The organism is Shewanella sp. SM68 (assembly GCF_025653925.1).
Classification (GTDB): domain Bacteria; phylum Pseudomonadota; class Gammaproteobacteria; order Enterobacterales; family Shewanellaceae; genus Shewanella; species Shewanella oncorhynchi.
Window position 1 is genome coordinate 127,054 of the sequence record NZ_JAKKRU010000006.1, and the last position, 19,541, is coordinate 146,594.

The window sequence follows — 19,541 nt, forward strand, 5'->3', positions numbered from 1 at the left end:
TAAAGTTACTACGAATAGCATGATGACTATGTGATCTAAGCCCAACGGCGCTTTTGCATTTTAAAAGTGTGTGGTTTAATGCAGTAAATCTATAGTTCCCATTCTTTAGTTATTAGATATTACCAGCCTAGCAGTAAATAAATTATTTGCAGATGAGCTAGTAAAAATCCAACCCAGTTGATTCGCAAGACGTTTCACCAGTAAAAGCCCTAAACCAAATCCATGGCGGCCCTTACTATTATAGGAATTGGTTATTGCTATACAACAAGCATCTTGAGTAATACTAATATCCATCCCACCATGCTCAATACTATTCCTTAATAAATTGCTTAATATTATTTTTAGCGGATGAAGCTGAACTGGCAAGCAAGTATCGTCACACAATAATTGAATTTTTTGCTCATAACCATATACCCGTTGCTGCTCCTCGATAATACTGGTAAGTAAAGGCGATAATGCTACGTTTTCCTTTTCTAGGTTTGAACACTCTTTATTAGTTAACCATAGTAGGGTTTCAATGAGTGACTTCATTTGATTGGTCGCTTGGGAAGCATACAGCGTTGGCCCTGCAAGCTCGCCTTGTTGTAAAGCGAGGATTTCAAATGAAGATTGGCATACGGCAACTGGTGTACGTAACTCATGACTAGCAAAACGTAAAAAATTGAGTTCTCGCTGCTGAGCCTCCTGAAGTTGTAAAATCGAGTTATCTAAAGCATCAACAATAGCTTTTAATTCAGCATATTCTTGTTCTGGTAAACTCAGTTTTCCTCCTCCTTCCCAATCATGTTGTTTAATCGCATGACTAATTTGATGAACAGGCGTAATCACTTTACTTTGCATATAAAACGCTAAGCTTGCACTGGCACAAAAGGTTATCAAGACAAGCAGCAAGATCGCCGTCATATTTTTAGGGGCAAATTGCAAATCATGGGTAACACTAAACTGCAGCCAAACGTATAGCGGCTGGCCAGTTTGGGTGTAGTACACACTTAACGCGTTAACAATGGGACCTTCTGCATGCTCATAGTGAATTGTGCTCGCATCAGTTAAGACTTCATTGTTACTTAACTCACGAATTTGCAGCGGAATATCTCCCCAATGAGGATAGACTGTTAAGTTATCGGTTTTTAGAAGTGGTTGATCAAGTAATGATTGCTGAGTTGGCTCCGCCAGCTTCAGTAATGCTTCGGCCGCTTGCCCTGCATTGTGCATTGTGACTTCATGCATAGAAATCATACCTGCACACATCATGCAAAGCGGGATAAAACTATTCACGCCTAAGGTTATTAATAGAAAAATAACTCCCCACACTTGATAGCTACGCTTGAGGCTAAGTTTAGGCGCTTGCATTGATATCATCTCTAAGGCTTAAACCAACGCCACGAATCGTATGTAATATTTGCCGTTCAAAGGGGCGATCGATCACTCGACGTAAAAGATGAATATGGCTGCGCAAGCTGTCACTATCAGGTACGCTGTCGGGCCAAAGCATTCGCTCAATCTCTTCTCTACTCACCGTTTCTGGACTACGCCTAGCTAATAAAGCCAGGATCTGCCATCCGGTTTTAGACAAAGCCAGCTGTTGCCCTTGCCGATACACCATGTGGTTTGCAAAATCGATTTCTAGGTCGCCAATAGTCAACCTTTGGGGCGCGGGACGACGCTGAGCAACCACCTTCAATCGCGCGACCAGTTCCTCCATTGCAAATGGTTTTACTAAATAATCATCAGCGCCCACAGCAAACCCACTCAAGCGATCATTCAGACTACTACGTGCAGTTAACATGATTACTGGTGAAGTAATGCACTGTGCTTTCCAGCGATCACACGCTTCAATCCCATCACCATCCGGCAAATTTAGATCGAGAATAATAGCGTCGAACTGCTGCTGACTAATGAGCATATCCGCTTGTGCCAGGTTGAAAGCGTAATCACACTCTATACCACTCAATTCAAGATATTGAATGATGTTGTTAGAAAGAAGTCGATTATCTTCAACCAGTAATATCAACATTTTTAAATCAACTCATATTGATGGGCTAAATGGATTAAATTTGCTCTATTTGTAGCCCCAAATTTCTTACGCATAGATTCCATATGATATTCAACTCCTCTGACACTTATCGGGAGCTGAGTTGAAATTTCGTCGTTTTGAAGACCGTTTGCGACCATAAGTAGGATATCTCTCGCATTATCTTTAAGCAGAGAGCTTTGTAGAAATGGATTGAACAATTGTTTATTACATTCAAAAAGCTTGTTCTGAGCTTCCTTTAAAGTGCCTGCCAATCCCTCTAACACCACCTCCGAAGCACTAAGATGGCTAAGTAGTATAAACCGGCCTGCCCAATGACGATTAGAGTGGCATGAGATGGGCCAGCTCAAAACATTTTGAATATTATGCTTACTAAACAGTAGGCTGGTCTTATCATTTTTTTCACTCGTGAATCTATACATATAAGATTTTGAAGTATCCAATGAAAAACCAAAATTGAAATCATGAGAGGCTATCTGATTTAAATAAAAACGCTGTAATTCAGCCATAACAGGGGAAGAAGCTATGCTGGCGATAGGTTTTCTTAGTGCCGTAGGAGAGAACAGATTGGTATCTTTTGGAAAGTGATAATTTTCATACGCACAATGTGGAACTCCTTGAAACCAGAAACCACAAAAACCATGTAGCTTCAAAGAGTAGTTTATCGCCTGAATAACGTCCTTCAGCGTTGATGCCGTATCTGCATTTGATCGCGCCAGTTTAGCGTCCATAAATACCCTCCAAACGAAATAATATAGGAAGGTATCTCAATACAAAAAATAAACAAAACCCATTGATACAGATACTTACATCTTGTCGCAAAATTAAAACTTATTCATTTTTACTCAGTATTTTTGACATAATTTTGACATACACAAAGATATAATGGAGCAATGCTTTTAACCGTTTTTAAATGTCATCCAACAAGCCTGGTGCCTCTGCCCTTGCCAAACACCATACTTGAACATGCACATAACGCGCTTCGAATAAGCGAGCAATTTCAGAGACTGTGGTGCCAGTGGTGACCACATCATCCACCAATGCAATACGCTGGAACGCAAAATCATCCGCTAACATAAAGGCATCATGTAAGTTGCGTCGTCGCTGTGCACCCGAAAGCCCCGCCTGCGGTCGAGTGTCTTGTTGGCGCGTTAACCCTTCGCTCACTAACGGCAGTTGCAAGAGCTGTGATAACTCATGGGCAATTAACCAAGCCTGATTAAATCCCCGTTGTTGCAAACGTTTTGGATGCAATGGAACTGGCACTATCGCTTGAGGCAGCGAGATTAATCCTTGCTGTTCTAATACCTTAAGTCGTGCCACTAAGGCGCGACACAGCACGGGCAAAGCGGCAAGTTGACCTTGATATTTAATCGCACCAACCCAAGCCCCCAAACCTTGATGATAACTACAAGGTGCAATGACTTTACGTGGCTGGCGCTTTTGGCATTCACCGCAATAATCGACTTCTATTTGCATCGACTTACCGCAACCTAAGCAAATAGGCCCATGATATAAGCCAGATTGAAGACAAACGGCACAAATGCCTGTCTCGGGAAGTGATATGGATTGGTGGCACAGCAGACAACGGTTAGGTAAACTGCCCGCCAACCACCTTGTACCAAGTTGATAGCCTAAACGCATTATCCGCAAAGCAGATTGCGGCCAAATCCTTTTGACAAAGTACGGCATACATTCACCTAATCCATTTTTGAGGCACTCAAGTGAGCCAAGTGACATCCACAAACCAAGCAAATTTGCATATTGAAATCAGCGGCCAAGGGCCAGATCTGGTGATGCTTCACGGTTGGGGAGTGAATAGCGCTGTGTTTACGCCATTACATGAGTCACTGTCTCAGTATAGGGTGCACTATGTAGACTTGCCGGGCTTCGGCCATAGCCAAATGGTTGAAGGTGGCCTATCAACCTGGGTCGATACCTTAGTCGCTGCATTGCCTGAACACGCTATTTGGGCCGGCTGGTCACTCGGTGGGCTCGTTGCGACTCAGGCAGCGTTAAGTTATCCACAAAAAATCAAAGGCTTGATTACTATTGCCTCATCCCCTTGCTTTATGGCAAGGGAAGACGAAGCATGGCCGGGCATTCCGCCACAAGTCCTTAATCAATTTAGAGAACAACTCGGCCAAAATTTACCTAAAACTATAGAGAGATTTCTGGCGATTCAAGCCATGGGGAGCGAAACCGCCAAGGAAGACATCAAACAACTGCGCGATCTTGTCCTCGCACGTCCTTTACCCAATACCAGAGCCTTAACTCAAGGCCTAAATATGCTGACCGACGTCGACTTAAGGCTGCAACTGATAGAGTTGCAACAACCTTGGCTAAGGATCTGGGGCCGACTCGACGGGCTAGTGCCCAAACGCGTACCACCTAAAATGCCCATCACTGCTCAAAGTGAGGATGTGATGCTAGCCAAAGCCTCCCACGCGCCCTTTATTTCCCATCAGCAGGAGTTTTTGCAGGTATTTATGCCTTGGTTAACGTTACAGACACGTTAACGCTTTATCTTTGAGCGATTAATGGCTAGTATTTAACCATTAATGTGCCAAGGAATTTTCAATGTTAGTTGTCAGTAACTACCCCCAAGTTCCGCTAGCGACCAGTAATGTCGCGACGGACTCGGCTCGGGTCGACAACCAACTGAAACCTGTGGTCATCCCACCACAAGCGGCAACTAAAGGTCACGAAGAACGCGCCTTTAATCCACAGAATGAACGCACTGCGGATCAAGCTCAACAACAGGCGAAAACGCTCGAGCATAATCAGCAACAAGTTCAAGAAAAACAGCAGCAACAGCAATCCTCACAGCAACAGAACCAACAACAGCAAGAGAAAAAAGCGCCCCTTGTAGTGGCCGAGCGTGTTTTACCTAAAACGCTAAAAATTGCTGCAAGAGGCCAAGCGGCGCTGCAACGTAAGGATATACGCTTAAAGGTCAGTCAAGGTGCGGCAAATTATGCCAGCAGTAACGCCAAAGCGAATACCAGCAGTACGGCAAGGCAATCGCTTCAAGGCGAATCGAGTCAATTTTATCAACAACTTGGGCAACGCATTAGTCAGTTCTATCAACAACAGACTCAGCCAGAGCAAGAATCTATTATGTCGACGTGGATTTAACCTATTCCAATCGTATGAATCCGTTTGCGCACAAAATTAGCAGGAATGATAAACAAAAATGCCGCTAAAAATAGCGGCATTTTCCATTCTGTTTAACGCTTATTTAGGCAAACGATACAGCTCTTGCTGGTAGGCTAAACTGCCCCACAATGCCCAACTTAAGGCTTTCTTCTCTAGCGCGGCAGCAGCGGGGGGATGAGGCGTTAACTGCTCGTTTTTTTCATTATATTCGAAACCCTGTGCCTCTTTCTCTGGTTGCAGAATGACCACATCTTTACCTTCCATCAGCGCAAAGTTTTTATCGTATTGCATCAGAGCACGCCCTGGCCAATCATCGCTGACCTGAGTTAAGTCACGGCCCAGCATAGGGTAAGAGTCAGATATTCCAATCAAGGATAACAAAGTCGGCGGCAAGTCAATTTGACTCACGATACGATGATCGCGTTTTGGCGCAACATTATCCCCAAGAATTAATCCCGGAATACGGAAACGCGATACTGGCACCAGATCCGCACCACCCACTCGACTGTCATGGTCGGCAACCACGATAAAAATCGTATCTTTCCAATAGTCCGCGTTTTTCGCCAATTTGAAAAACTCACCAACCGCATAATCAGCATATTTCGCCGCATTGTTGCGAGTTTGCTTAGGTTGTTCATAAAGTTCGATACGATCATCTGGGAATTCAAATGGATCATGGTTGCTCGAACTAAACACTAAACTAAAGAAAGGCTTACCTTCGCTATGCAGACGCTCAAACTCACTGTTCGCCTTGCGCATTAAATCTTCGTCTGACGCGCCCCACGAGCCCACGAAGGCCGGAGATTTGTAATCTTTCTGATCTATGATGTCACTAAAGCCGTTGCCCAAGAAGAAGCTACGCATATTGTCGAAATGGCTCTCACCACCATAAATAAACTGCGTTGTATAACCATGATTTTTAAGTAATTCAGCAATACTGAAAAAGCCAACTTGGCTCTTACCTAGCTTCACCACAGCGCGAGCTGGCGTTGGCGTAAAACCTGTTGTCACGGCTTCGATTCCGCGTACAGATCGTGTACCAGTAGCGTACAAGTTATCGAAATACCAACCTTCTTTAGACAAGGCATCGATATTCGGTGTCAGGGGTAAGCCACCTAAACTGCCGACAAAACGTGCGCCTAAGCTCTCTTGCAGTAGGATCACTAAGTTCTTTGGTTTACCAGTATAACTGGCTTGGTTAAAGCTCAGTGATGGGATATCCGTTGAAGTAAAGGCACTTTCAGGGCGACCACTTTCCTGCCGAATCGTTGCAATAACCTCCGCGTTATCTAGCTTGCCATACACTTTAGAAGCATCTTCTTCACTATCCATCTGCTTGATGGCAAACACCAAGGAATAGGCAGAGTTAATAACTAAAGAGTTCACTAATGGATCGTCAGCAAAGGCCACCAGAGCGGGGTTAAGCGGACGATGACCCAAGGTTGAACGGGCACCTAATATCGTAATTGCGATAACGATTAATGCTAATACTGGACGCCAATACCAGCGTGGAAAGCGCAGGTTTTTCGTCAGCTTACCGCTGAGAACCCAACCGCCCCAGAGTGTACCTATGGTTAATAATATTGAGAAAATAAGCTCAAGCTTACGACCCGCCCACAGCATAGAAAGCACTTCTTTCGGGTAGATCAGATATTCCACATACAAACGATTCGGACGAAAACCGTATTCTTCAATAAAGGCGGGGGTCGATGCTTCTAAAAACAGTATGATCCACAGACCGACAGTTAACCACACCCGTAAAATCGGCTGCCATAGACGGCCAATAAAATGATCACCTGAAAATAATGCAGTCCCTAAGGCGGCAATACCCCATAACCAACACAGAGTAGCGATATCGACGCGTAAACCTTGGATTAATAGATGCGACCAACCATCCACAGCAGCCACGCGATCCGCTTGCCACAGCCCTAAAGCGATACGGCTCGCGGTGGCAATGAAAAGCACTAATAACGAAAAGATAAAGATGGCGCGAAAAGGCCCATGGGCATTGTTTCGCCCGCGAGGTGATAAACCAGATTGCATGTGTTACCCCAAAACGTGTAAAAAGAGCCACTCTGCTTTGGAGTGTCTATTTGAAAAATCGGTGAATAAGCTGTGCTATGACAACCGATTTTGCTTAACGTTGCATTAAATGCCGACTTTATATTCCCTAAGACGACATTTATGCAACAATTTTGTGAGTAACAGGTTAAAAAGTCGACTCGGACATGACGTATGTCCGAGTATTAACATTACAGCGTCTACTTTTTCAGCTTAGCGAAGGCATCGGCAAAGGCATTGCCCATGGCCGCGTTTGCTGGCGCTTTAGGTGCTTGCTTTTGCGCAGGACGCGCAGCCGGTTTCGCTGACTGCGGTGTTTTACCATGATTAGTTCTGGCAGGATTGTGCGGTCTTTGCTGCGGCTTGCTTTGGTCGATAGCTTCATCCAAACGCATGCTCAAACCGATGCGGCGGCGCTCAACGTCAACTTCCATCACTTTGACTTTCACCACATCTCCCGCTTTCACCACAGTGTGCGGGTCGCTGATGAACTTGTCGGTTAGAGAAGAGATATGCACGAGTCCATCTTGATGTACGCCAATATCAACGAAGGCACCAAAATTAGTCACGTTGGTCACTACGCCTTCGAGTACCATTTCAGGTTTCAGATGTTTAAGTTCTTCAACACCATCTTTAAACTTGGCGGTTTTGAACTCACCGCGGGGATCGCGTCCTGGCTTATCCAGTTCTGCTAAAATATCCGTCACCGTCGGCAAGCCAAATTCCGCCGTAATAAACTCTTCAGCCTTGATGCTGCGCAGCAAATCAGAGTTACCCATCAGGCTCGCCAACTCTACTTGCTTAGTCTTAGCGATAGTTTCCACTAGCGAATAAGCCTCTGGATGCACAGACGAGGCATCGAGTGGATTGTCCCCTTCTCGAATACGCAAAAAGCCCGCCGCTTGCTCGTAGGCTTTAGGCCCTAAACGCGGTACTTTCAGCAGCTCTTTACGATTCTTAAACTGACCATTGGCATCGCGATAATCGACCACATTTTTCGCTAACGTCTTATTTAAACCAGCCACTTGTGACAATAACGGCACTGAGGCCATGTTGAGATCTACACCCACGCCGTTTACACAATCTTCCACCACGGCTTCCAGCGAACCCGATAATTGGCTTTGACTCACATCGTGTTGATATTGACCGACACCGATAGACTTAGGCTCAATCTTCACCAACTCGGCTAATGGATCTTGCAAGCGGCGGGCGATAGACACAGCGCCACGAATCGACACATCAAGATCAGGAAACTCCAACGCCGCCAATTCCGATGCAGAATACACAGACGCACCCGCCTCACTGACCATCACTTTGGTCAAATGTGGATGGGTATCTTTCACTTCGGCAATCAGCTCAGCGGCCAGCTTGTCAGTTTCCCGTGATGCAGTGCCGTTACCAATCGCAATCAACTCAACCTTGTGCATTTTGACTAAGTTAGCCAAAGTACGGATCGACTTTTCCCACAGATTTTGCGGTGCGTGTGGGAAAATCGTTGCATGGCACAACAACTTGCCCGTGTTATCGACCACTGCGACTTTAACACCGGTACGTAAACCAGGATCGAGTCCCATGGTGGCTTTCGCACCCGCAGGAGCGGCCATCAATAAATCACCTAAGTTACGAGCGAAGACTTTAATCGCTTCGGCTTCAGCGCGTTCGCGCATTTGCGAAATAAACTCAGTTTCCATCTGCAGGGCAATCTTAATACGCCATGTCGCCGTCACCACGGTTTTCAACCATTGATCAACGCTGCTATCGCCTAATTTCAGCCCTAAATGATCACAGATAATCACTTCGCAGTAACTACCTTGGCCCGCTTCAGCTGCTGGGTCGGCATTCATAGATAAGGTTAAGAAACCTTCATTACGCCCACGCAGCATAGCCAGTGCACGGTGTGATGGGATCTTAGCTAACTGTTCTGTATGCTCAAAATAATCGCGGAACTTCGCGCCGTCTTTTTCTTTGCCAGCAATTAAACGGCTTTCTAACACACTGTTTTGGCTTAAATGCTCACGCACTTTACGCAGTAATTCAGCGTCTTCGGCGTAGCGCTCCATCAGAATATAACGCGCGCCCTCGAGCACAGTCTTAACATCGGCAAAACCCGCTTCGCTATTGATATAGCCTACCGCTGTAGTCTCGACATCTACGCTACGATCAGCCAGTAATGCATCGGCTAATGGCTCAAGCCCAGCCTCGATAGCGATTTGGCCCTTAGTACGACGCTTAGGTTTGAAGGGCAGGTATAAATCTTCGAGGCGTGTCTTACTGTCTGCCTCGTCAATCGCCCATTGTAATTCTGGCGTTAACTTACCCTGAGCTTGGATGCTAGACAGGATCACTTGGCGTCTGTCGTTCAGCTCACGCAGGTAACCTAAACGCGTGTACAAGGTACGCAGTTGTGTATCGTCTAAACCGCCCGTGGCTTCTTTACGGTAGCGGGCAACGAAGGGAACTGTCGCACCATCGTCAAGCAGAGTGATGGTTGCGGCAACTTGTTGCTCACGAACATTCAGTTCTTGAGCGATTATCAGAGCGATGTTATGTGCATTAGTTTGCATAAATAAAGTGTCGTGCCTAACTGTAAAGTAAGTCGTTATTGCGCCAAAGATACCACAGGCGCCCCGTATGTTTCATGCTAAAGCCTAGGTCAAATCAGAGAGTTTGATCTTTCCCGCAATCCCGTGACTACCGCCGTTATTTTAAGAGCGGCAACTCTGTGGTTAATTCGCCTCGCTGGCGAGAGTAGTTTCAAAAGGGGTATAACGGATCTGATTGATATACCACTCTTTTGGACCCGAGGGCGTTTGCACTAGCACCTCATCATCCACTTGCTTGCCGATTAAGGCACGCGCCATGGGCGAGTCGATGGTGATATAGCCTAATTTTGTATCGAGCTCATCTTTACCGACGATCCGATAACGCACGCGATCACCGGCTTCATTTTCAAGCTCAAACCAAGCGCCAAAGAATATTTTGCCTTCCTGCTGCGGCGAGTAATCGACGATTTTTAATTCTTCTAACCGCTTAACTAAGTATCTGACTCGGCCATCAATTTGTCTTAACAAACGCTTGTTGTAGGTGTAGTCCGCGTTCTCACTACGGTCGCCCTGCGCCGCCGCTTCTTGGACTTTAAGGGTGATTTGCGGCCGATATTCCTTCCACAAATACTTCAATTCTTTATCTAAAGTTTGCCAACCCTGTCGGGTGATCAAATGCGCTTTCATACTCATTACTCAATCGTTGGATTAAACGACCACAATTGATGCGGGATAATATATTAGACTGATGATACTCAGACTGGACGCTAAAGTTAACTCACTAAATCATCTCTGTGCATAATGGCTTTTAAATCACCTCTTTTGCTGATGCCAATTTAGTTACAATTTCAGCTATAGCGTGAATAAACGCGAGTATTCCCATGCAATTTCATTTGCTTAATATTAACATTGGGCAATCAATGTCAGCATTTATCGCATTCAAGTTACTAAGGTGAGCTAGTCGCCTTGGTTAAATGCGGCTATATTAGGCAGATTCGTTTTCAATTTCAGCCAGTTGGTTAATCTTAACTGTTTCTCATCAGTAGAAGTAAGCACCAATCTGAGCAATTAAAGGACATCCCATGGGACAAGAAACCTCGAAAATCCTCGTCGTCGATGATGATATGCGCCTGCGAGCGTTACTCGAGCGTTACCTGATGGAGCAAGGTTATCAGGTGCGTAGCGCGGCCAATGCCGAGCAGATGGACCGCCTATTAGAACGCGAAAACTTCCATTTACTCGTGCTCGACTTGATGTTACCCGGTGAAGATGGCCTGTCTATCTGCCGCCGTTTGCGCCAGCAAGGTAATCCTATTCCGATCGTGATGCTGACGGCCAAGGGCGATGAAGTCGACCGTATTATTGGCCTAGAGTTAGGCGCCGACGATTATCTGCCAAAACCTTTTAATCCACGGGAATTGCTCGCGCGGATCAAAGCCGTGATGCGTCGCCAAACCCAAGATGTGCCCGGTGCGCCAGCCCAGCAGGAAGCACAGATTAGCTTCGGTGAGTTCTCGCTAGATTTAGCCACCCGTGAGATGTACCACGGCGACGAATCCATCGCACTCACTAGCGGTGAGTTTGCCGTACTTAAAGTGCTCGTCACCCATCCACGCGAGCCCTTGTCTCGGGATAAGTTAATGAACCTCGCCCGTGGCCGCGATTATTCGGCGCTAGAACGCTCCATCGACGTGCAAGTGTCACGTCTGCGCCGCTTAATCGAAAAAGATCCCGCGAATCCTCGCTACATTCAAACGGTTTGGGGTTTAGGTTATGTGTTTGTACCCGATGGTGCCGCGCGTCGATGAGCCGCGTTGCCATCTTAATCTCCTGCGGTTATTGAGCCCACGATGAAAGCTAAGTTTTGGTGGCGGTTTGTTCCTCGCAGCGCATTTAGTCAAACCGTGATGCTGATTGGTTGTCTATTACTGATCAATCAGCTGGTGTCTTACGTCACGGTCGCAGTATATGTACTTAAGCCAAGTTACCAACAAATCAATCAGTTAATCGCTCGCCAAGTCAAATTACTGTTTGTCGACGGCATAGATATTGGCCGCGAACACTTAACCATAGTCGATGCCCTTAATGCCAAAGTCCACGACGATGGCATGAAAATCTACAATCAACAGCAAGCGCATGAAGCAGGTATTGAGCAAGCCACTTACTATGGTTTCTGGTCATCGCAGATGTCGGAATATCTTGGTGGCGATGCCGAAGTCCGCGTCACCCATGGCAGCGTATTACAGATTTGGATCCGTCCACCACAAGCGCCCTCGATTTGGATAAAAGTGCCACTTATCGGCCAAAATGTTTCAGATCTTTCGCCACTCACCCTTTATTTAATGGTGATTGGCGCACTTAGTGTCGCTGGGGGATGGTGGTTTGCTCGCCAGCAAAACCGCCCACTTAGGCGACTACAAAAAGCCGCGATTTCAGTCTCCCGCGGTGAATTTCCCGATCCCTTGCCGCTAAAAGGTTCGAGTGAAATTGTCGAAGTTACCAATGCTTTCAACCAGATGGCACACAGCATGAAGCAACTGGAGCAGGACAGAGCGCTATTGATGGCGGGGATCTCCCACGACTTGCGCACGCCGCTCACCCGTATTCGCCTCGCCTCTGAGATGATGGTTGAAGAAGATCAATATCTTAAAGATGGCATAGTCAACGATATCGAAGATATGGACGCCATCATCAGCCAATTTATTGCTTACATTCGCCAAGATCAGGAAACCAGCCGTGAGCTAGGCCAAATCAATAAACTCATTCAAGATATCGCTCAAGCAGAAGCCAATCGCGCTGGTGAAATTGAAGTGCTGTTAACTGACTGCCCAGAAGCTCAATTCCAAGCGATTGCCATTAAACGGGTACTGAGCAACTTAGTCGAAAATGCCTTTCGCTATGGTTCAGGCTGGATCCGCATTAGCTCGCAGTTCGATGGCAAGCGTATCGGTTTTAGTGTTGAAGATAATGGACCAGGGATCGATGAGTCGCAAATTACCAAACTATTTCAACCTTTTACCCAAGGTGATATCGCCCGTGGTAGTGTTGGTTCGGGCCTAGGCCTCGCCATTATCAAACGGATTATCGACAGACACCAAGGGCAAATTACCCTCTCCAACCGCGCCGAAGGCGGTTTAAAAGCCCAAGTGTGGCTGCCGCTGGAATAACGCGAGATCACATATTTGCAAATCAAATGACAACGCTGACATCCAAGTGAGCACTTGTCATATTAATGTCACCTTAAATTCATAAACTCAGCACAGTTACTGGCTCTGACCATTATGAAGATTGCAAAATGAAAATTTCAACGCTGTCGCTTTCTGCTTCTGCCCTGTTGTTATTGCTCGCGGGATTGCTAGCAGCCGTAGTGCTGTGGAGCAGTGATCAGCGGCAACAAATTGAGCAGCAAACACTGACATTACAAGCTATTCAGCAGGATTTTCTCGTCGGTGTACGCCGCGATCTCGATGGCTATTTAGCCAGTGGCAACGCTAGCCAACTTGAACAAGCGAAAACCAAACTCAGCGCCATTAAAAACCAGCTCACGCAGCTTAACCTCGCAGCCATGGGCGCTACCGACAATGACTTGCAAGCCAGCCTAAGCAACTTCATTCAAGATTTAGATACCAAGTACCGCGCCGCGGGTAAACTCGCTGGCAATCCTAGGCAACTGCTCGCCCACGCGGAATCTGAAATGCTCGACTACAACCGTCGTCTGGGCAGCTATGCCGATAAAGGCTTAGCCACAAATGCGGCGGTCGCCGAACAATATCTGCAATTGAGCCGCAATTTACCTTCTATCGTCTACCAACTTTCCCAACTGACCGATGGTTATCTGATCGGTAAAAATCAGCAGCTCAAGGGCATTTTAGACAGCACCAGCAAAGAGCTAAATACGTGGCACGACACCCTCAGCGCTCTGCCGTTAATCGGTGTATATGAGCAGCAAGAAGCCGATGAATTTGCACTCGGCGCAAGCGAACCGGAACAAATTGAAATCGGCGAGAGTGACCGCAGTGAACTGCTCAGTCTCGCCAATCGATACAACAAAGAAGTCGCCAATACCCACCAATTACTGCAAACAAACCAAGAGATGCAAGATCAACTCATTCAAGCGATTAGCAATGTGGAACAACAACTTATTGGCTTAGGTGAGGCCCAGACAGCAAAGAACCAGCAGCTGAAATATGAGTTACAGCTAATCCTCTACACTATGGTTTCCATCATGGCCTTGTTTGCGATTGGTTATTTAATCCTGCAGCAAAATCGCGTCGTCAAACCGCTAAAACGTCTCAACCAAGCTTTTATGAAATTAAGCGAATCGAACAGCCGCGAGCGTTTAGACATTAATCGTCGCTGCGAGACGGGCCAAATAGCAGGTCATTTCAACCAGTTACTGCACAGGTTTGAACAGGAAGACGAGGCACAGCGCCAGCAAATCACTAAGGTTTCTCAATCATTAAGCCAACTGGTGGCACGCATTACTCAGCTATCACAACACACAGAGCACACCCAAACGATTGTGGCCGATACGCAAACACAGACCGAGCATATCCGCAGCCTCGCCAATGAGGTGAGCCACACTTCGGCACTCGTGGAAGACAGCGCAGCCGAAACCATGCGCCAAATGCAGTCGAGTCAAGCACAAGCAGAGGCGGTATTGAGCGCGACCGAGCAAACACAAACCGCGGTCGGTCTGTGCCATTCGTCCCTTGAAAGCCTAAATAACTCAGTGACGGATGTATCGAAAATCATTGATGTGATTGGCAATATTGCCGAGCAAACTAACTTACTCGCCCTTAATGCTGCCATCGAAGCTGCGCGGGCTGGCGAGCAAGGTCGCGGCTTTGCCGTGGTGGCCGATGAAGTGCGTAATTTAAGCCAACGCACCCAAGTGTCTTTGAATGAGATCGTGAAAATTCTGCAACAACTTACCCAATCAAATCATGCTCTCAGTGAGAGTGTCGATGGCATAGCACAGGCCACCAGCAGCCAGAAACTGCGTGCTCAGAGTCTGTGGCAAGTGGCGCAAACAGTGCAAAACCAAGCAAGTGAAATGGCTAATACCGCCAAACAAGGCTCGCTCAATGCCAAAGAGCAAGTCGATTATCTCGATGAATTTGTTCGCACTATGGATAGTTTAAAAGAACAAGCGCAAACCAGTTCACTGCAGAGTGAGGTCATCGCCCAAGAAGTACAGCAGAGTGTAGAAGATATTGAAACCAGCTTGGGGATTGGGCAAAGCCAAATAAACCGTGCGGCCTAAAACCGCACGTTTATTCACTTAATTTCTCTATTTGTGTTTAATCGTCGATTCGACAATTGTGGATATTAGAGCCATCGAACTGGCATTCGACATCAACCCATTTGCCTTCAAATGGCGTTAATGAAGCATCAGTCGCTTGATAGCCCCACAAGGTCTTTTGCATCACTAAACCCGACAAATCAAGCTCATTGCTTCGCACTTCAAGATCAATTTCTTTCACTAACCACTGGTTGTCTGCGAGTTCAACACCTTCTATTTGAATCCATTTTTGGTCAAGTGTCGCTAAGGTTAAACCGTCATCGAATTGAGTTCTGGCATCAATATCAAATGTAAATCCATTAATTTGTAGCTGATTATTGGTAGTCAGTGTCGCCAGACCTTCTAGCTCGAACTTTTTACCTAAGGTTGGAGGTATTCCACCATTATCATGTGATGTTTCAAATTCAACTTCTCTGGCCCATAAACCCTGCGGCATAGATTGAATATCTACATCGACTAGCTTGCCTTCAACCAAGTTAGCTTGCTTGCCATCTTCAAATTGAGTATTTGTAGTGACATAGAGTCGAGTACGGGCATTAAGCTCAAACTGCGTTTTATCTTGGTTGACCCAAGTAATAGTCCCTTCTAGCTCCATATCGTTAAAAGACGCCGTATCTTCCACCTCGACTTCAGAGGCAAAAAATGAAGCACCACTTTGCTGGCCTTCCACTTCGACCCATGCGCCTTCCTGTAAGCTGCCTTCTAAACGTGCGTTGGCATAATTAATCACTGCCGAACCGATATTGAATTGTTGCGCAGCCTTATTTAATCCAGAGACACGTCCCTCGATTTCAGCAAACGCAAAATTGGGGATAAGGTTTATAGAATTAACCTGCCATTCTCCCATTACCGTTGGATAACCATTTACCGCCACCCAATCGCCTACTTTATACTGGGTCGCGTCCGCTGGTTTAACGACTAAATTAATCCCATTAACGGCAATAGTATTTTGATTAACGGAACTGATTTCACCCACGAGGCTTGGATCTAATATGACATTTTTAGCCTGTTGGCCTTCATTATCAATTTTGACCCTCATCCCCATTTGAATGGCATTAACCTCTAACGGCTGTTGTCCATAGTGAATCTTAGCATTAGCGATATTGACGTTATATCCATTGACCGTAATCGAATTATTGTCAGAAGCGATATTTGTTACTGTACCGTTAATTTTTGCGGGTAACGTAGGTTGTGGAACGATAGGATCGGGTTTAGAGGTATCTGTTGATGAATCATTACCACCGCAACCTGCCAGCAAAATGGCCGTAATACAGACTAAGAGTTTATTCATTTTCTTCCCTATTATGTCTTGTTAAATCAGTGCTGGGCATCTTAGTATGAAGATCGTCAAGCAAATGTGAAGAAATGAATTAACCTATGAAAGTATTAATTGTTGATGATAATCATGATGTTATTGAAACAATCATGGATTATTTAACCCTAGAGGGGATTATTGCCGACTGTGCATATCACGGGGAAAGTGCAATCAATTTAATTCAACAAAACCATTACGATGTCATCATAATGGATATTATGATGCCCAAATTAGACGGTATTAATACGGTCAAAAAACTGCGTGAAGAAATTTATTGTAATACACCGATTATATTTTTAACCGCCAAAGATAGTTTGCAGGATAAAATTGATTCTTTTACATCAGGTGGGGATGATTTTTTAAATAAACCTTTCGCGATGGAAGAATTATGCTTACGACTACATTCACTGCATAATCGTGGCCCACGTTTAGATGTGGGTATTTTGCGCTTCAGTGATATCAGTTTAAATTTGCAAACCCATCAAGTTACCCGTGCTGGTAAAGAAATTAAGCTCAGTAAAATTCAGCGCACCATTCTTTCACTGTTACTAAAACATGCGCCCGCTATCGTGAGTAAAGAGCAATTGGTAGATACAGTATGGGGAGATGATGCACCTTCGAGTGATTCACTTCGCAGCCACATATACAGCTTACGCAGTGCACTCGATAAAGGTTTTTCAGACTCAAAATTAGAGACTATCCATGGCCAAGGTTACCGACTTATCCCCTGAGCATTTTCCGAGTTTATATAAAAAAATCCGCCTCACTTTTTTAGTATTAACTAGCTTGATGTTTGCCATTTTTTGGAGCCTCATTTATATCGCCGAAGAACAAATTGAGAAGATTAGCCTCGAGCAAACGCTGGCCACAGAGACTCGCGAATATCTAAAGAATTATCAAAGGTTTGGTGATAAAGCACAGCTCCCCGATATCAATGAATTGAAAACATATTGGAGCAAAGAGTTTGTACCAGCTTGGCTGCAACCTTATCAAAATACCGGATTTTACGAACATCAACTGGGTGACGAAGATAAACACTTTTTGATATCCGCTCATCCTTCTGGGCAAGGGCTGTTGTATGTGGTTTATAAGGATGACGCGGACGATTTCCTTGATAGTTATGAAGATAGAATGCACATTTTGATCTCTATTATGGGGATAGGTTTGCTCCTGTTTATCATGGCGTATGGATTGTATTTTGTACGTCTGCTATCCAGTCCACTCGCTGAGATTGAAAATAAAATCAATCAACTATCACCAAAAAGACCGACATCAACACCGAGTACTTCATACCGTGAAACCCGCCAGATTGAGCAAACCCTATTAAGCAACAAAGCTAAAATTGCCGCCTACTTCACTCGGGAACAAGAATTTAGCCGTTTTGCCTCCCATGAACTACGCACGCCCATTATGGTGATCCAAGGTTCGGTCGAATTGCTCAAAAAAATCCCCAATGCGACAACCGAGGCTCAACAATTAATGGTCAAAAAAGCCATTACACGTATTGATTACGCAGGGCATCAAATGAAAACGCTCACCGAGGCCTTTTTACTTCTCGGAAAAGAAGACATTGAATCCCAGCACTACAGCCAAATTGATTTAGCACCACGCCTTGAACACATTTTAGCTGAGATGGCACAACACTTTGCCAAGCAAGAAATCACCTACAGCTTAACGCTTAAAGATTGCTTGAGCATCAAGGCGCCACTGAGCTTTATTGACATAGTGATAGGTAATTTAATTAAAAATGCTTTCAATTACAGTGTCGGAAACATTGAAATTACGATGCAAAGCAACCAATTATGGATACTGAATCCACTAAGCACTCAAAGTACTGATACATCAGGCTATGGCTGCGGATTAATTATTATTGAACGTATTTGCGAGCGAATGGGCTGGGCATTTTCAACCCAAAACGATGGTGCTAGCTATCAGGCTTATGTTCAGTTTATAGATAATGCCCATTAACTGAAGTTAGCTTGGATAAATGACCTCGTTTTAGCAAATTCTGAGTTGCAAACCCAATCTTCACAACCGCTTCACGCTTGTCTTGGCACTATGCTCGCAACACTGTAATAGCCATTGAGGCTGAGTTACATAAAACCATAGAAAGGACAAACAGATGAATAAAATGACTCTTACCGTTTTCGCAATGGCACTTTCATTCACGACTATGGCCAGCCAAGCAGGCTTTCAACCTACAACGGGTGAACCTCAAATACAGGGTGGCTTCCAAGGGCCGAGCGCAAGACAAGTGATTCATGATGTGGTGAGCGCGCTCAATGCCAGTGATGACGCCCAAATTGAGTTAACGGGCCATATCATTTCTTCCATTGGACACGATGATTATATTTTCCGTGACGCTACGGGTGATATTAAGGTCGAAATTGATGATGATTTATGGCGCGGCAACACAGTAACACCTGAGACTCAGGTCATTATTCGTGGTGAAGTGGATAAAGATTGGTCTGAAGTGACCATAGATGCAGACAACATTCAAATCGTACAATAAATGGATTTAGTTAAAGCCAGCCAATGAATGGCTGGCTTTGGTCACATCCAAACTTCATGTCTTAAATACGCTTAGATAGCAGCCAAAACAACTTCAGCTTTACTGGCTTCAAAAGCCTTTGGCTCTTCTACATTCAGTAGAGTCACTACACCGTTATCGATGATCATGGCATAACGTTGTGAACGCACTCCACCAAAACCGGCAGTATCCATCTCCAAACCTAAGGCTTTAGTAAAGCTGGCATCGCCATCGGCTAACATCATTAATTCAGAGGCATTTTGTGCTTCGCCCCACGCTTTCATCACAAAGGCATCGTTCACAGCAACACAGGCAATCAAATCCACGCCTTTCGCTTTAAATTGATCGGCTAATACCACATAGCCAGGTAAATGCGCTTCAGAACACGTTGGAGTAAAAGCACCTGGCACTGCAAACAATACGACTTTTTTACCCGCGAACAATTCGGTAACTTGGTGATTCACCATGCCATCTTTAGTCAGTTGACCTAATGTGGCAGCAGGTAATGTTTGACCTTGAGCAATCATGTCTTTCTCCATTTAGTTAAAATAACTCATCCATACTAGCCCTATTTACCGCAGATAAACACCGAGAGA

General features: G+C 45.3%; 17 protein-coding genes. 8 read left to right on the plus strand and 9 right to left on the minus strand.

The genetic code is table 11. From position 1 onward, the window contains the following. Positions 1–105 precede the first annotated feature (105 nt). From L5M40_RS11820 to L5M40_RS11835, 4 genes are all read right to left on the minus strand, one after another. The gene (locus L5M40_RS11820; RefSeq protein ID WP_263175691.1) at positions 106–1,350 is read right to left on the minus strand and encodes a sensor histidine kinase; all 1,245 of its coding nucleotides are present in this window, start codon (positions 1,348–1,350) and stop codon (positions 106–108) included. Then, entirely contained in the window at positions 1,337–2,014 is a 678-nt protein-coding gene (locus L5M40_RS11825; RefSeq protein ID WP_263175692.1) for a response regulator transcription factor, read from the minus strand. Before L5M40_RS11825 ends, L5M40_RS11820 begins: the two co-directional genes overlap by 14 nt. Positions 2,015–2,016: 2 nt before the next feature. Then, positions 2,017–2,763, minus strand: a complete 747-nt coding sequence (locus L5M40_RS11830) for a helix-turn-helix transcriptional regulator (protein ID WP_263175693.1) — start codon at positions 2,761–2,763, stop codon at positions 2,017–2,019. 178 nt (positions 2,764–2,941) lie between these two features. After that, complete coding sequence (locus L5M40_RS11835) at positions 2,942–3,724, minus strand: ComF family protein (RefSeq protein ID WP_263175695.1); 783 nt, start codon at positions 3,722–3,724, stop codon at positions 2,942–2,944. Between the two features lie 32 nt (positions 3,725–3,756). On the opposite strand from L5M40_RS11835, the gene bioH reads away from it, so the two are divergent. After that, positions 3,757–4,551, plus strand: coding sequence for a pimeloyl-ACP methyl ester esterase BioH (gene bioH, locus L5M40_RS11840; protein ID WP_263175697.1), 795 nt, complete (start codon positions 3,757–3,759; stop codon positions 4,549–4,551). 61 nt (positions 4,552–4,612) lie between these two features. Beyond that, entirely contained in the window at positions 4,613–5,170 is a 558-nt protein-coding gene (locus tag L5M40_RS11845) for a hypothetical protein (RefSeq protein ID WP_173248241.1), read from the plus strand. Between the two features lie 99 nt (positions 5,171–5,269). On the opposite strand, the gene L5M40_RS11850 is transcribed toward L5M40_RS11845, so the two are convergent. From L5M40_RS11850 to greB, 3 genes are all read right to left on the minus strand, one after another. After that, positions 5,270–7,234: an LTA synthase family protein gene (locus tag L5M40_RS11850; RefSeq protein WP_263175699.1), complete on the minus strand. Its 1,965-nt coding sequence runs from the start codon at positions 7,232–7,234 to the stop codon at positions 5,270–5,272. Positions 7,235–7,452: 218 nt separating this feature from the next. Continuing rightward, positions 7,453–9,816: a Tex family protein gene (locus L5M40_RS11855; protein WP_263175701.1), complete on the minus strand. Its 2,364-nt coding sequence runs from the start codon at positions 9,814–9,816 to the stop codon at positions 7,453–7,455. 162 nt (positions 9,817–9,978) lie between these two features. Next, positions 9,979–10,482: a transcription elongation factor GreB gene (greB, locus tag L5M40_RS11860; protein ID WP_105250662.1), complete on the minus strand. Its 504-nt coding sequence runs from the start codon at positions 10,480–10,482 to the stop codon at positions 9,979–9,981. A gap of 395 nt (positions 10,483–10,877) precedes the next feature. Here greB and ompR point away from each other — a divergent pair, with 395 nt between their 5' ends. From ompR to L5M40_RS11875, 3 genes are all read left to right on the plus strand, one after another. Then, complete coding sequence (ompR, locus tag L5M40_RS11865) at positions 10,878–11,603, plus strand: two-component system response regulator OmpR (protein ID WP_006079507.1); 726 nt, start codon at positions 10,878–10,880, stop codon at positions 11,601–11,603. Positions 11,604–11,645: 42 nt separating this feature from the next. Beyond that, the gene (gene envZ, locus L5M40_RS11870; protein ID WP_219251399.1) at positions 11,646–12,962 is read left to right on the plus strand and encodes a two-component system sensor histidine kinase EnvZ; all 1,317 of its coding nucleotides are present in this window, start codon (positions 11,646–11,648) and stop codon (positions 12,960–12,962) included. A 128-nt stretch (positions 12,963–13,090) separates the two neighbouring features. Continuing rightward, the gene (locus L5M40_RS11875; protein WP_219251400.1) at positions 13,091–15,061 is read left to right on the plus strand and encodes a methyl-accepting chemotaxis protein; all 1,971 of its coding nucleotides are present in this window, start codon (positions 13,091–13,093) and stop codon (positions 15,059–15,061) included. Between the two features lie 37 nt (positions 15,062–15,098). On the opposite strand, the gene L5M40_RS11880 is transcribed toward L5M40_RS11875, so the two are convergent. After that, positions 15,099–16,391 carry a DUF5666 domain-containing protein gene (locus tag L5M40_RS11880; RefSeq protein ID WP_131525519.1) on the minus strand — a complete coding sequence of 431 codons (1,293 nt, stop codon included), beginning with the start codon at positions 16,389–16,391 and terminating at the stop codon, positions 15,099–15,101. Positions 16,392–16,477: 86 nt separating this feature from the next. Between L5M40_RS11880 and L5M40_RS11885 the strand changes: the two genes are divergently transcribed. The 3 genes from L5M40_RS11885 to L5M40_RS11895 all read left to right on the plus strand — a co-directional run bounded on the left by L5M40_RS11885 (position 16,478) and on the right by L5M40_RS11895 (position 18,927). Continuing rightward, positions 16,478–17,146: a response regulator transcription factor gene (locus tag L5M40_RS11885; protein WP_131525518.1), complete on the plus strand. Its 669-nt coding sequence runs from the start codon at positions 16,478–16,480 to the stop codon at positions 17,144–17,146. Continuing rightward, on the plus strand, positions 17,118–18,383 hold the full coding sequence (locus L5M40_RS11890; RefSeq protein ID WP_198572429.1) for a sensor histidine kinase: 1,266 nt from the start codon (positions 17,118–17,120) through the stop codon (positions 18,381–18,383). The genes L5M40_RS11885 and L5M40_RS11890 overlap by 29 nt, the downstream gene beginning before the upstream one ends. 154 nt (positions 18,384–18,537) lie before the next feature. Continuing rightward, the gene (locus L5M40_RS11895) at positions 18,538–18,927 is read left to right on the plus strand and encodes a YgiW/YdeI family stress tolerance OB fold protein (protein ID WP_113940229.1); all 390 of its coding nucleotides are present in this window, start codon (positions 18,538–18,540) and stop codon (positions 18,925–18,927) included. A gap of 71 nt (positions 18,928–18,998) precedes the next feature. On the opposite strand, the gene L5M40_RS11900 is transcribed toward L5M40_RS11895, so the two are convergent. Next, positions 18,999–19,472 carry a peroxiredoxin gene (locus tag L5M40_RS11900; protein ID WP_113940228.1) on the minus strand — a complete coding sequence of 158 codons (474 nt, stop codon included), beginning with the start codon at positions 19,470–19,472 and terminating at the stop codon, positions 18,999–19,001. Positions 19,473–19,541 lie beyond the last annotated feature (69 nt).

What these genes read in the sequence shown, in the direction of transcription:
- L5M40_RS11820 (WP_263175691.1), bottom strand. Translation starts at nt 1,350, where the DNA reads ATGCAAGCGCCTAAACTTAGCCTCAAGCGTAGCTATCAAGTGTGGGGA.
- L5M40_RS11825 (WP_263175692.1), bottom strand. Translation starts at nt 2,014, where the DNA reads ATGTTGATATTACTGGTTGAAGATAATCGACTTCTTTCTAACAACATC.
- L5M40_RS11830 (WP_263175693.1), bottom strand. Translation starts at nt 2,763, where the DNA reads ATGGACGCTAAACTGGCGCGATCAAATGCAGATACGGCATCAACGCTG.
- L5M40_RS11835 (WP_263175695.1), bottom strand. Translation starts at nt 3,724, where the DNA reads ATGCCGTACTTTGTCAAAAGGATTTGGCCGCAATCTGCTTTGCGGATA.
- L5M40_RS11845 (WP_173248241.1), top strand. Translation starts at nt 4,613, where the DNA reads ATGTTAGTTGTCAGTAACTACCCCCAAGTTCCGCTAGCGACCAGTAAT.
- L5M40_RS11850 (WP_263175699.1), bottom strand. Translation starts at nt 7,234, where the DNA reads ATGCAATCTGGTTTATCACCTCGCGGGCGAAACAATGCCCATGGGCCT.
- L5M40_RS11855 (WP_263175701.1), bottom strand. Translation starts at nt 9,816, where the DNA reads ATGCAAACTAATGCACATAACATCGCTCTGATAATCGCTCAAGAACTG.
- greB (WP_105250662.1), bottom strand. Translation starts at nt 10,482, where the DNA reads ATGAAAGCGCATTTGATCACCCGACAGGGTTGGCAAACTTTAGATAAA.
- ompR (WP_006079507.1), top strand. Translation starts at nt 10,878, where the DNA reads ATGGGACAAGAAACCTCGAAAATCCTCGTCGTCGATGATGATATGCGC.
- envZ (WP_219251399.1), top strand. Translation starts at nt 11,646, where the DNA reads ATGAAAGCTAAGTTTTGGTGGCGGTTTGTTCCTCGCAGCGCATTTAGT.
- L5M40_RS11875 (WP_219251400.1), top strand. Translation starts at nt 13,091, where the DNA reads ATGAAAATTTCAACGCTGTCGCTTTCTGCTTCTGCCCTGTTGTTATTG.
- L5M40_RS11880 (WP_131525519.1), bottom strand. Translation starts at nt 16,391, where the DNA reads ATGAATAAACTCTTAGTCTGTATTACGGCCATTTTGCTGGCAGGTTGC.
- L5M40_RS11885 (WP_131525518.1), top strand. Translation starts at nt 16,478, where the DNA reads ATGAAAGTATTAATTGTTGATGATAATCATGATGTTATTGAAACAATC.
- L5M40_RS11890 (WP_198572429.1), top strand. Translation starts at nt 17,118, where the DNA reads ATGGCCAAGGTTACCGACTTATCCCCTGAGCATTTTCCGAGTTTATAT.
- L5M40_RS11895 (WP_113940229.1), top strand. Translation starts at nt 18,538, where the DNA reads ATGAATAAAATGACTCTTACCGTTTTCGCAATGGCACTTTCATTCACG.
- L5M40_RS11900 (WP_113940228.1), bottom strand. Translation starts at nt 19,472, where the DNA reads ATGATTGCTCAAGGTCAAACATTACCTGCTGCCACATTAGGTCAACTG.